Annotated in this window: 13 protein-coding genes; 4 read left to right on the top strand and 9 right to left on the bottom strand. The window is 72.4% G+C overall.

Annotated elements, in window-relative coordinates:
- The first annotated feature begins 16 nt into the window (after positions 1-16).
- Positions 17-403 carry an STAS domain-containing protein gene (locus ACIPFH_RS10445; protein ID WP_401824843.1) on the top strand — a complete coding sequence of 129 codons (387 nt, stop codon included), beginning with the start codon at positions 17-19 and terminating at the stop codon, positions 401-403.
- Here the strand turns inward: ACIPFH_RS10445 and ACIPFH_RS10440 are convergent.
- From ACIPFH_RS10440 to ACIPFH_RS10430, 3 genes are all read right to left on the bottom strand, one after another.
- The gene (locus ACIPFH_RS10440; RefSeq protein WP_359129531.1) at positions 287-1,303 is read right to left on the bottom strand and encodes a sigma-70 family RNA polymerase sigma factor; all 1,017 of its coding nucleotides are present in this window, start codon (positions 1,301-1,303) and stop codon (positions 287-289) included. The genes ACIPFH_RS10445 and ACIPFH_RS10440 overlap by 117 nt on opposite strands.
- Before the next feature lie 130 nt (positions 1,304-1,433).
- A complete protein-coding gene (dnaN, locus tag ACIPFH_RS10435) occupies positions 1,434-2,549 on the bottom strand; it encodes a DNA polymerase III subunit beta (RefSeq protein ID WP_401824842.1) in 1,116 nt (371 codons plus the stop codon).
- 90 nt (positions 2,550-2,639) lie between these two features.
- Positions 2,640-3,911, bottom strand: coding sequence for an MFS transporter (locus ACIPFH_RS10430; RefSeq protein WP_356256837.1), 1,272 nt, complete (start codon positions 3,909-3,911; stop codon positions 2,640-2,642).
- A 63-nt stretch (positions 3,912-3,974) separates the two neighbouring features.
- On the opposite strand from ACIPFH_RS10430, the gene ACIPFH_RS10425 reads away from it, so the two are divergent.
- Positions 3,975-4,937: a LysR substrate-binding domain-containing protein gene (locus ACIPFH_RS10425; protein WP_401824841.1), complete on the top strand. Its 963-nt coding sequence runs from the start codon at positions 3,975-3,977 to the stop codon at positions 4,935-4,937.
- A 9-nt stretch (positions 4,938-4,946) separates the two neighbouring features.
- Here ACIPFH_RS10425 and ACIPFH_RS10420 read toward each other — a convergent pair whose 3' ends face one another.
- Positions 4,947-5,720, bottom strand: coding sequence for an alpha/beta hydrolase (locus ACIPFH_RS10420; protein WP_401824839.1), 774 nt, complete (start codon positions 5,718-5,720; stop codon positions 4,947-4,949).
- A 113-nt stretch (positions 5,721-5,833) separates the two neighbouring features.
- Between ACIPFH_RS10420 and ACIPFH_RS10415 the strand changes: the two genes are divergently transcribed.
- Together ACIPFH_RS10415 and ACIPFH_RS10410 are read left to right on the top strand one after the other, a co-directional pair.
- The gene (locus tag ACIPFH_RS10415; RefSeq protein WP_401824838.1) at positions 5,834-6,997 is read left to right on the top strand and encodes an adenosine deaminase; all 1,164 of its coding nucleotides are present in this window, start codon (positions 5,834-5,836) and stop codon (positions 6,995-6,997) included.
- A 139-nt stretch (positions 6,998-7,136) separates the two neighbouring features.
- Positions 7,137-7,490, top strand: coding sequence for an ATP-binding protein (locus ACIPFH_RS10410; protein WP_356256824.1), 354 nt, complete (start codon positions 7,137-7,139; stop codon positions 7,488-7,490).
- An 87-nt stretch (positions 7,491-7,577) separates the two neighbouring features.
- Here ACIPFH_RS10410 and ACIPFH_RS10405 read toward each other — a convergent pair whose 3' ends face one another.
- The 5 genes from ACIPFH_RS10405 to afsQ1 form a co-directional block, all read right to left on the bottom strand.
- The gene (locus tag ACIPFH_RS10405) at positions 7,578-7,781 is read right to left on the bottom strand and encodes a PspC domain-containing protein (protein ID WP_401824836.1); all 204 of its coding nucleotides are present in this window, start codon (positions 7,779-7,781) and stop codon (positions 7,578-7,580) included.
- A 130-nt stretch (positions 7,782-7,911) separates the two neighbouring features.
- Positions 7,912-8,463 carry a VanZ family protein gene (locus ACIPFH_RS10400; protein ID WP_401824834.1) on the bottom strand — a complete coding sequence of 184 codons (552 nt, stop codon included), beginning with the start codon at positions 8,461-8,463 and terminating at the stop codon, positions 7,912-7,914.
- A 204-nt stretch (positions 8,464-8,667) separates the two neighbouring features.
- Positions 8,668-9,285, bottom strand: a complete 618-nt coding sequence (locus ACIPFH_RS10395) for a hypothetical protein (protein ID WP_401825134.1) — start codon at positions 9,283-9,285, stop codon at positions 8,668-8,670.
- Between the two features lie 2 nt (positions 9,286-9,287).
- Positions 9,288-10,928: an ATP-binding protein gene (locus ACIPFH_RS10390; RefSeq protein ID WP_401824833.1), complete on the bottom strand. Its 1,641-nt coding sequence runs from the start codon at positions 10,926-10,928 to the stop codon at positions 9,288-9,290.
- On the bottom strand, positions 10,925-11,602 hold the full coding sequence (afsQ1, locus tag ACIPFH_RS10385) for a two-component system response regulator AfsQ1 (RefSeq protein ID WP_356255614.1): 678 nt from the start codon (positions 11,600-11,602) through the stop codon (positions 10,925-10,927). Before afsQ1 ends, ACIPFH_RS10390 begins: the two co-directional genes overlap by 4 nt.
- Positions 11,603-11,851: the final 249 nt, after the last annotated feature.

Raw genomic sequence — 11,851 nt, 5'->3', positions numbered from 1 at the left:
GGGCTCTCCCGCACCGATGAGTTGGGCTGCCCGCCCCGGTCTACCGATCGTGGAAGCGACGACACCCCCCGTACTCACCCTGACCGGCCCTGTCACCCGTCCCCGGGTGACAGAGCTGGCCGACGACGTACGGGCGCTGATGGAGGCGCCCGGTGCCCCGGTCGTCGTCTGTGACGTCGCCGGGATCGGCCCGCCGGGGCTCCTCGCCGTCGACCTGCTGGCGCGGCTCCAGCTGGCCGCCCGGCGGGCCGGGGGACACATACGGCTGCGCGCCCCCGACCCCGCCCTACGAGCCCTGCTCGACCTCGTCGGTCTCCGCTTCGAGGTGGAGGGGGAGGCCGAAGAGGGGGAACCAGCGCTGGGTGTCGAGGTAGAAGTGGAACCCGGTGAGGCGGCCGTCTGAGATCTCCAGGACCTGGATCGCCCACGGGGTGAACCCGCCCCGGTCGGGGTCCGGCTTGTACTGGGCGAAGCCCGGCAGACCGTTGACCTGGACCGGCAGCAGGCGCGAGCCCTCGCAGGCGGAGCCGATCGTGGTCATGAAGCCCGTGATGTCGTCGTGGCCGGTCAGCCACAGGTCGAACGGCGGCATCGTCATGATGGCGTCCTCGTGGAGGAGAGCCGTCAGCGCCGTCATGTCGTAACCCTCGAAGGCCGCCACATAGCGTTCGAGCAGTTTCTGCTGCTCCTCGTCCAACGGGTCGGACACCGCCGCGTCCGCGCCCGACGCCTCCCGCTCGGACAGCGTCGCCCGCGCCCGCTGGAGCGCGCTGTTGACCGAGGCGACCGAGGTCTCGAGCAGCTCGGCGACCTCGCTCGCCTTCCACGCCAGCACCTCCCGCAGGATCAGCACCGCCCGCTGCTTCGGCGGGAGCTGCTGCAAGGCGGCCATGAACGCGAGGCGCACCGACTCCTTGGCGACCGCCGCCTCGGCCGGGTCCTCCACCGTCGGCAGCACACGGGCGTCCGGCATCGGCTCCAGCCAGGTGTTGTCGGGGCGGGGGGAGAGGGCCGCCCGGGCCAGCGGGGTGGGCTCGGAGAGGTCCATCGGCCGGGCCCGCTTGTTGCCGGCCGTCAGCATGTCCAGACAGACGTTCGTCGCGATCCGGTACAGCCACGAGCGCAGGCTGGAGCGGCCCTCGAACTTCTCGTAGCTCCGCCAGGCGCGCACCAGGGTGTCCTGCACCGCGTCCTCGGCCTCGAACGAGGAGCCGAGCATGCGGTAGCAGTAGCCGGTCAGCTCCGTCCGGTGCTTCTCCAGTGCGACGTCGATGTCCGTCGTCGTCGCGGTGCTGTTGCCCATCGTCCACCCACCCCTGTGGCCGTTCTGTTCACGCGCCTTCGCGCCCAGCACTTCGGAAGCTACCGCAGCCCACTGACAATGGCCCGCCGAGTCGCTGAAAGCGCAGGTCAAGCGGTTGGCCAGGCCGTGGTCAGACCAGCTGCTTCACGGACATCAGCAGGTGCCGGTGGGTCCCGGGCGCGTCCGCCGGGCCCAGCAGCGCACGCTGTCCCGTCCCCAGCAGTTCCACGCGCAGCCTCGGCGCCTCGAAGGAGGCCAGCGCGTCCAGCAGATACGCCGGGTTGAAGGCCACCGTCACCTCCTCGGCACCGGTCATCCCGGCGGGCAGCCGCTGGGTGGCCACGTCGTCGCCGTACCCGGCGCGCAGCACGACGGACTCCGCCGAGAAGTCCAGCCGCACCGGACTGTTCGCCTCCGCCACCACCGCGACCCGTCGCACGGCCTCGGTCAGCGCCCCGCACTCCACCTCGGCGACCGCGGCCCCCGCCATGTCGAACAGCTTCCCGTACGACGGCAGCCGTCCGTCCAGCCGCCGCACCACCGTCCGCATCCGCCCGCCCTCGAACCCGATCGGGCCGCTCCCCGAGGCCCCGTCCAGCCCGACCCGGACGGTCCCGCACCGCGCCTGCGACCGTGCCACGTCCAGCAGCCGCCGGGCCGGCACGAGCGCCTCCGCCACTCCCTCGGCGGCCGCCTCCCGCTTCCACTCCAGCCGCCGTACGGCGTACCGGTAGCGGTCCGACGCCGACAGCGTCATCTCGTCGCCCTCCAGGCACAGCTGGACGCCCGTCAGTACCGGGAGCGTGTCGTCGCGGCCCGCGGCCACCGCGACCTGGGCGACGGCGGTCGCGAACGCGGCCGCCTCCACGGTGCCGTACACCCGCGGCGGCTCGGGCGGGGTGGGGTACTCCTCGCGCGGGAGGGTCGACAGGCCGAAACGGGTGCCGCCCGCCTCGACCGTGAACCGGGTGCCGTCCAGGGCGCAGCTCACCGGCCCGTCCGGCAGCACCTTGCAGATGTCGAGGAGCCGGCGGCCGAGCACGAGCACCCGGCCCGCCCCGCCGACCTCGGCGTCCGTCTCGATCCGGGCCGCCGTCTCGAAGTCGAACCCCGACACGCTCAGCCGCCCCGCCGCCGCGTCCAGCAGCAGCCCGCCCAGCACGGGCACCGGCGTACGGGCGGGCAGCGCGCGGGCCGCCCAGGCCACCGCCTCGACGAGGTCACCGCGGTCGATCCGGAACTCCATCAAAAATCCCCCTGCTCGTGCCGGTCGTCGCGCGGAGGCTACGTGCCACCACTGACAACCGGCCCCGAGCAGGGGGAGGCCGCGGGATGCTCAGTGCGCGGCGACCAGCGTCTCCCGACGGGCCGCCCGCGTCCCGAACACCGTGATCGTCACGACGCCGAGCACCGCCAGGACACCCACGCCGACCGTGCCGGCCCAGCCGCCCGAGTGGAAGGCCAGCGCGCCCACCGTGGAGCCGGTGCTGGAGCCGATGTAGTACGCGGACTGGTAGAGGGCGGAGGCCTGCGCGCGGCCGGTCGTCGCCGTCCTGCTGACCGCCGAGGACGCCACCGCGTGCCCCGCGAAGAAGCCCGCAGTGATCAGGACCAGGCCCAGCAGGACCGGAACCAGCGAGTCCGCCAGTGACAGCAGCAGTCCGCCGGCCGTGGTGCCACCCGCCAGGTACAGCGCGCCGCGCCTGCCCAGGCGGCCGACCAGCCGGCCCGCCGTGGACGCCGACACCGTGCCCACCAGGTACACCAGGAAGATCGAGCCGACGATGCCCTGGGGAAGGGAGAACGGGGCCTCCGTCAGCCGGTAGCCGATCACCGTGTACACGCCGCCGAAGACCGTCATGAACAGCGCGCCGATCGCGTACAGGCGGCACAGCAGCGGGTTGGCGAGGTGCTCGCGGACCGTGCGGAGCAGGACGCGGGGCGCCAGTGACCCCGTCCTGAAGTGCTTCGGCGCGGGCAGCAGCAGCCGGAAGGCGACCGCGCAGGCCACGGCAAGGACGCCGATCACCCCGACGGCCACCCGCCAGCCCCACTCCTGGGCGACCCAGCCGGTGATGACCCGGCCGCTCATCCCGCCGACGCTGTTGCCCGCCACGAACAGGCCGATCGCCGTGACGAGGGCCTTCGGCCGGACCTCCTCGGCCAGGTACGCGGTCGCCGACGCCGGAAGCCCGGCCAGCGCCGCGCCCTGCACCGCCCGCAGCAGGACCAGGGTGCCCAGGGAGGGCGCGAAGGGGACCAGTACGCCGACGCCCACCGCGACGCCCAGCGAGGCCGTCATCACGGTGCGGCGGCCGTAGCGCTCCGACAGGGCGCTCATCGGGAGCACGAACAGCGCCAGCCCGCCGGTCGCCGCCGCCACCGTCCAGCTCGCCCGGCTCGCCGCCACCCCGAAGTCACCGGAGATCAGCGGCAGGAGCGCCTGCGTCGAGTACAGCAGGGCGAAGGTCGCCACACCGGCGAGGAAGAGCGCGAAGCTCATCCGGCGGTAGCCGGGGTCGCCGGGGGCCATACGGGAGTCGGAGGAGACGGGAGCGGGGGACGCGGCGCCCACGAGCGTGGACGCCCCGGTACTGGCGGGAGACATGCCTCGAAGTTACGTACGCCCCCGCTCATCCGTCCAATGCATGGAATCGTCATAATCGTTCCCATGGTGCATCAGCAGAGGTCAGAGGGTCGCCTGTCACCGTCCAGTGACACAGAAGACATGGCGGACATGGGGAGGCTGCTGGCCCCCCGGCTCGCGTACTTCGCCGGAGTCGCCCGTACCGAGCACGTCACGCGGGCCGCGCAGGAGATGCAGGTCCCGCAGTCGACGCTGTCCCGGGCCATGGTCCGCCTCGAACAGGACCTGGGCGTCGACCTGTTCGCCCGCCACGGCCGCACGGTCTCCCTCACCCCGGCCGGGCGCACCTTCCTCGGCTCCGTCGAGCGCGCCCTCGACGAGATCGAGCGGGCCGCCGACGAGGTCCGGGCGGACGCCGACGCGGCCACCGGCAAGGTCGCCTTCGGCTTTCTGCACACCATGGGCGCCGAGACCGTCCCCGGTCTGATCCACGCTTTCCGCGCCGATCATCCGCGCGTCCGCTTCAGCCTCGTCCAGAACTACGGCGAGGCGATGCTCGAGCGGCTGCGGGCGGGGGAGCTGGACCTCTGTCTGACCTCGCCGGTCCCGGACGCCCCCGACCTCGTGGGCCGCCGCCTCGACGAGCAGAAGCTGCGGCTGGTGGTCCCGGCCGACCACCGTCTCGCCGCCCGCAGACGAGTCCGTCTCGCCGAGGCCGCCGACGAGACCTTCGTGACCCTGGAACCCGGCTACGGCCTGCGCCGCATCACCGACGACCTCTGCAAGGAGGCCGGGTTCCGTCCCCGGATCGCCTTCGAGGGCGAAGAGGCGGAAACCCTGCGCGGGCTGGTGGCGGCGGGTCTCGGCGTGGCGCTGCTGCCGCCGCCGGCCGTGGCCCGGCCGGGGGTGGTGGAGCTGACGGTGACCGCCCCGCGCGCCGCCCGGGAGATCGGGGTGGCCTGGCTGGACGGGCACCCGGACACCCCTCCGGTGGCGGCCTTCAAGAAATTCCTGCTGTCGAGAAGGGGCAATCTGCTGCCGCACTGAAGCAGCGCCTCAGAGGCGTCCCCGGCGCCGTAACGACTTGCCGAACCCGACGGCCAGCGGCATCCGCAGTCCGAGCGGCGGCGGGGCGGCCAGCGCGTCCTCCACCGGCCGGGAGAGCGGCCGTCCGAACAGCGCCCCCATGACGAAGTCCTCGGCCAGCGCGAGGACTTCACTCCGGTACTGATGCAGTCCGTGGCCGTCGGCGTGCACCTCGAACCGGCACACGTCCCGGTTCGCCTTCTTCGCCCGCGCCGCGAGCCGGAACGACAGCTCGGGGTCGCAGCGCTCGTCCTTCGTGCCGTGCGCGATCAGCACCCGCCGCCCGGCCAGCTGCTTCACCGGTTCGGGTGCGGCGGCCATGTCCTCCTCCGGCAGCCAGGGAGCGATCGCCAGCACGGAGTTGACGGCCTCGTGACCGGCCGCCCGCAGTGCGGCCCGCGCGCCCATGTCGACGCCGGCCAGGCACACGGGGACGTCCCCGTAACGCCGTACGACCTCGTCGGCCGCCCAGGACGCGTCGGCCGCGAGATGCGCCTCGCTGCCGTTCCAGCCTCGGTAGCGGTAGTGCACGGTATGGATGACGAGACCCTCCTCGCGTCCCGCCCGGGCGAGCCCGCGCCCCAGCCCCCGCACGAAGCCGGCCGTCCACACGGTGGACGGTCTGCGGCTGGAGACCTCCTCGCCGCCCGGGAGCAGCAGCACCACCCCGCTCACCGCCGTCGGCGCCGGGCCGAGCGCCCTCCCGAGCCGGACCGTGCGAACCGGCGTCACATCCTGTGCCATGACAGAACAGTGTCAGAAGCGTCGATGTACTCCACCCGTCCGTGCGGTCACCGTTACATATCGGCGGAGTTGTACAACGCGCCGTCTACGCGCGTAGGAGTTAGAGTGCGGAAATGACGAGCCAGAGCACCCAGACGGGCATCACCCCGAGCTCGGACCAGATCCGGCGGGCACCCAAGGTTCTGCTGCACGACCATCTCGACGGCGGGCTGCGCCCCGGCACGATCGTCGACCTCGCCCGGGACGCCGGTTACGGCCAACTCCCGGAGGCCGACCCGGACAAGCTCGGGGTCTGGTTCCGGGAGGCCGCCGACTCCGGTTCGCTGGAACGCTATCTGGAGACGTTCTCGCACACCGTCGGCGTGATGCAGACCCGCGACGCGCTCGTCCGCGTCGCCCGCGAGTGCGCCGAGGACCTCGCCGAGGACGGCGTCGTCTACGCCGAGGTGCGGTACGCCCCCGAGCAGCACCTCGACGGCGGACTGAGCCTCGAAGAGGTCGTCGAGGCCGTCAGCGAGGGCTTCCGGGAGGGTGAACGGACGGCCCGGCACAACGGGCACCGCATCCGCGTCGGCGCCCTGCTCACCGCCATGCGGCACGCGGCCCGCGCCCTGGAGATCGCCGAACTCGCCAACCGCTACCGGGATCTGGGGGTCGTGGGCTTCGACATCGCGGGCGCGGAGGCCGGCTTCCCGCCCACCCGGCACCTCGACGCCTTCGAGTACCTGAAGCGCGAGAACAACCACTTCACCATCCACGCCGGCGAGGCCTTCGGGCTGCCGTCCATCTGGCAGGCGCTCCAGTGGTGCGGCGCCGACCGGCTCGGACACGGCGTGCGCATCATCGACGACATCGAGGTCGCCGCCGACGGCAGCGTGAAGCTCGGCCGGCTCGCGTCCTACGTCCGCGACAAGCGCATCCCGCTGGAGCTGTGCCCCAGCTCCAACCTCCAGACCGGAGCGGCCGCCTCCTACGCCGAGCACCCCATCGGCCTGCTGCGCCGGCTCCACTTCCGGGCCACCGTCAACACGGACAACCGTCTGATGTCCGGCACCAGCATGAGCCGGGAATTCGAGCACCTTGTCGACGCGTTCGGTTATACGCTCGACGATCTCCAGTGGTTCTCTGTCAATGCTATGAAGTCAGCATTCATTCCTTTCGATGAACGACTTGCCATGATCAGTGACGTGATCAAGCCGGGCTATTCCGAGCTGAAGTCCGAATGGCTGTTCCAGCAGACCGCCTCCACCAGTGGTTCTGTGGCCACGGAAGGCTGAGCGCCGGGTTTCCCGGAGCGCGGGACGCTGGCGGGTGTTCACAATCCGTCCGCATTTCGATGTTTGCCGCCGACCCCTCTCCGTGTTTACGGTCGAGAACCGCTCAGTTCCCCGTATCCCATTCGAGGACGCATTCATCATGAAGCAGTCTGCTGCCAAGACCCTCGGTGTCGCCGCTCTCGGTGCCGCCTTCGCCGCCGTCGGCGCGGGTGCCGCGAACGCCGCCCCCGCCGTCCCGGACGCCTCCCAGGCCCTGGACGGCATCAACAGGACGCTGCCGGCGGAGAGCGTGGCCAGTGCGCTGCCCGGTGCCGGTGAGGCGCTGTCGCAGGCCCAGCCGGCCCTCGGCGCGGGCCTGGCCGCCGCCCAGCCGGTCGCCGAGAAGCTGCTCGCCGGGGGGCCGACCGCGCCCGTCGCCGGTCTGCTCGGTGGTCTGCCGCTTCAGGGCCTGCCCACGCACGGCCTGCCGGTGAACGGCCTCCCGCTGGGCTGAGCGGCGCCGCCCGTCACGCGCGCCAACGCCGTTGGGGCGCACCCGGTAGTACCGGGTGCGCCCCAACGGCGTTGCTGCGGACGACCGTCACCAGGCCGTGCGCGCCGCCTTGTCCTCGGACGGGAGCAGGATCCACAGCGCTATGTAGAGCAGGAACTGCGGGCCGGGCAGCAGACAGGAGAGCAGGAAGATCACGCGCATCGTGGTCGCGGAGGTGCCGAAGCGCCGGGCCAGCGCGGCGCACACTCCGCCGATCATGCGGCCGTGGGTGGGGCGAGTGAGGCTGGACATCTGCGGCTCCTTCGTGAGCGATGGGGGCCCCACCCGCTCGAGCGAAGTCGAGAGTGGGGGACGGAGGCGGCCCCTGCGGCTGCTCCATCTGACGTCAACGCTACGGTGACGAAGGGGACGAAGCGTCGCTCTACGGTGCGACACCGACCCTGGTAATCCTCGGGGTCAGCCCCTGAGCGGCCTCCTCCTGACGGACCGCGGCAGGCTCCCGGCGCTCGTCCCTGCGGCGCAGCCACCCGCGCACCGCCGGCACCACCGCGACATGCGCGAGGGCCACGCCCACGGTGTTCAGCAGCATCGAGTCGACGTCCACGACCTGACCGGGCACCCCGGTCTGGAGCAGCTCTATGCCCAGCGCCAGCAGGGCGCCCGCCGTGACCGTACGGATCAGGGAGGCGAGCGGCGACACCCGGAGCCTGCCGTGCACCAGCGGCAGCAGGAAGCCCAGCGGGGCCAGCAGCCCCAGCCCCTCGCCGATCCGCCGGGCCGCCTCGGGCCAGCCCAGTCTCAGGTCGGCCCGGATCCCGTCGAACGGGTGGAGATTGGCCGGTACCACCCAGGGGACGTTCAGCGGGCGCAGCGCGACCCAGGCGACGAACACGAGATGGGCGGCCAGGAGGATAATCCCGGTCGCGCGGATGCGGATCGCGGCGCTGCCGCCGATGGAGCCTTGACGCTGCACGCCCCCCAAGACGCGCCCCCCGGCACGATCGGTTCCGGCCTGTCCCGTGACACCGGCACCGGTCGCCCGCCCCGCGCTCCGGCCACCGCCCCTCGACAGACGGTGACCTGCGACGACCACGACCGCCGGGCGTGTCATGAGGCGTCCGCCACACCGGGCGGCCCCTGGTCCGCCGATCGTCGGACACTCCTGCGCGACGGCGGCTCAGCCGGTCTCGGTGACCACCGATGACGGGGGCTCCGTGCTGCCGGGGCGGGACCGGACCTCGTCGGTGCACGCGTAGCGGCGCAGCGGGTCGGAGCCGGGGCCGCCCAGGACCACCGAGCCGTCGCCCTCGGCCGCCGCCGAGTCGGAGAAGGTGCAGACGAGCTGGGCGAGGGCGTACGAGGTCAGGTCGCCGGGCTGGGTGCTCAGCCGCAGCGCGTCGTCCGGATCCTTCGGACCGGGCCCGCGCACCGTCATGCCGCCGCGCAGGTCCGTCGTGTACCCGGCCTCCTTCTCGGCGGCCGACGGCGACTCGGCGAGCTGGTCGAGCAGGCCCTGCGCCACCAGCACCCGCCGCTCGAAGTCCGCCGCGCCGTTCGGCACCCGCACGGACCGGTCGACGGCCACCAGCGAGGAACCGCACAGCAGGAACACCTGCACCGGCACGCCCGCCCGGGTGGCCTGGGTCGTCACGTCCGGCTCGGTGAGCGAGCAGTGCACCCGGGAGGGCGCCGGCCCGAAGTCGGTCGGCACCTCGGTCGCCCGGATCCCGCAGCCGACGAGCAGGCCGGCCAGCACGGGAACGGCGAGCAGCCGACGTACGGTCGCACGGCCCATGGTCACGACGCGTCCCCCTTGTCCTGCCCGGACGGCCCGGACTGCACGGAATGCGAGGGCGGCACGGAATGCGCGGGCGGCACGGACCGCACCGCCCGCTCGCCCTCCTCACCGGCCTGCTCCACCACCTCCAGGACGCCCCGGGGCAGCCGCAGCGTGAACACCGCGCCACCCTCCGGGGAGTTGGCCGCGGTGATCTCGCCGCCGTGGATGTGGGCGTTCTCCAGGGCGATGGACAGGCCGAGCCCGCTGCCCTCGGAGCGCGGCCGGGAGGCGCTCGCCTTGTAGAACCGGTCGAAGACGTGCGGCAGCACCTCCTCGGGGATGCCGGGCCCGTGGTCGCGCACGGAGATGACGACCGCGTCGTCCGCCGCCGACACCGACACGCGGACCGGCGAGCCGCCGTGCTTGAGCGCGTTGCCGATGAGGTTGGCCAGGATCACGTCCAGGCGACGCGGGTCCAGCAGGGCGTGGATGCCGCGCTCGGCGTCCAGGTCGACCGCGTCCAGCCAGGCGCGCGCGTCGATGCAGTGGGTGATCTGGTCGGCGACGTCGACGTCGTCCAGGACCAGCCGCGCCGTACCCGCGTCGAAGCGGGTGACCTCCATCAGGTTCTCGACCAGGTTGTTCAGCCGTCGCGTCTCGCTGACCACCAGCCGCACCGCGGGCTCGATCATCGGGTCGATGCTGCCCGACTCGGCGTCCAGCTCCTCCTCCAGCACCTCCGCGACGGTGGTGATGGCGGTCAGGGGCGTCCGCAGCTCGTGCGACATGTCGGCGACGAACCGCCGCGAGGCGTTGTCCCGCGCGGCCATGTCCGCGACCCGCTTCTCCAGCGACTCGGCCGCCCGGTTGAAGGTCCGTGAGAGATCGGCGAGTTCGTCCGTCCCGGACACCTGCAACCGGGTGTCGAACCGGCCCTCTCCGAGCCGCCGCGCCGCGATGCCCAGCCGGTGCACCGGCTTCAGCACGGTCGTCCCGGCGGCCTGCGCGAGCAGCGCGGCCCCGATCAGCGCGAGTCCGGTGGCGATCCCCAGCGACCAGGCCAGCGAGTTGAGATCCTTGGCCTCCGGCTCCAGCGACTTGCGCATGTACCCGGTCGGCCCGCCCCCGATCACCTTCGTCCCAGCCACCAGATACGGCGTGCCGTGGTCCACGACCCGCTGCCAGTACACGTGGTACGGCGACTTGTTGCCGCCCGTGACGTCCTGCCGCTTGTTCACCGCCGTGCGCAGCGACTCGGGCACGTCCTCCAGCGCGAACCCGTTCAGCCCGCCCGAGTTCCCGAAGACGGTCTTGCCCCCGGAGTCCTCGCCCACCAGCAGCACGCTGAAGCGCTGGCTGCTGTTGGCCATCTGCCCGGCGGTGTGCTGGAGCTCGTCCTGCGACGGATGCTCGGGCAGCGAACCCGCCCGGTTCTGCATCTCCTGCTCGAAGTCCCGCAGCACCGCACCCTGGGTACGCGTCAGCACGGCCTCGCGGTTGAGCCAGTACGCGATGCCGGACGCGGACACGGCGGCGGTCAGCGCCACCGCCCCGAAGACGACGACGAGCCGCAGCCGCAGGCTGGTGAGACGCAGCCGCGACAGTCTTCCCTTGCGCGCCGCGGACCAGCCGCGGAGCCCCCCTTGCGGCTGTGTCACTGAGGGGCGTCCAGGCGGTAGCCGACGCCACGCACGGTACGGATCAGGATTGGGGACGACGGCACGTCCTCCACCTTGGCCCGCAGCCGCTGGACACAGGCGTCCACCAGCCGTGAGTCGCCCAGGTAGTCGTGCTCCCACACCAGCCGCAGCAACTGCTGCCGGGACAGCGCCTGTCCCGGCCGCCGGCTCAACTCGAGCAGCAGCCGCAGTTCGGTCGGGGTGAGCTGGAGGTCCTCACCGTTCTTCGTCACCGTCATCGCCGCGCGGTCGATGACGAGGCTGCCGAAGGTCGCCGAGTCGTTCGACTCGCGTTCCCCGCGCCGCAGCACGGCCCGGATCCGGGCGTCCAGCACCCGGCCCTGCACGGGTTTGACGACGTAGTCGTCGGCGCCGGACTCCAGCCCGACGACCACGTCGATGTCGTCGCTGCGCGCGGTGAGCAGAATGATCGGCAATTGGTCGGTGCGCCGGATGCGCCGGCACACCTCGAATCCGTCGATGCCGGGCAGCATCACGTCCAGCACGATGAGATCCGGCCGCTGCTCGCGCAGCAGCTTCAGACCGTCCTCACCGCTGGCAGCGGTGGCCACCCGGTGTCCCTGGCGCGTCAGTGAGAGCTCCAGGGCCGTACGGATGGCGTCGTCGTCCTCGATCAGCAACAGGGAAGGCACGGGCTCATTCTGGCCCATGAGGGGCCTGTCGTTCGACCCGTGGGGTGGGGAGGAGGCGCCGGGGGAGGTGGTCTCGGCGGCGCGGGCGGCGTGCAGGGGGGCGGACACGTGCCGCGAACGACTGTGCACGGACCGCACATCGGTACGGTCCGCAACCCGCAGACCTGCGGTTTCGACGAATCCGAGCAGTTCGCGCGGCGCACCGACCGAGCCGTTCGGCCGGACCGGACCGGATCGGCCGGCCCTCAC

This window comes from Streptomyces sp. NPDC088157 (genome assembly GCF_044741545.1).
Classification (GTDB): domain Bacteria; phylum Actinomycetota; class Actinomycetes; order Streptomycetales; family Streptomycetaceae; genus Streptomyces.
Note: the sequence above shows the minus strand (reverse complement) of the source record. Positions and strands in the feature narration are given on the sequence as shown.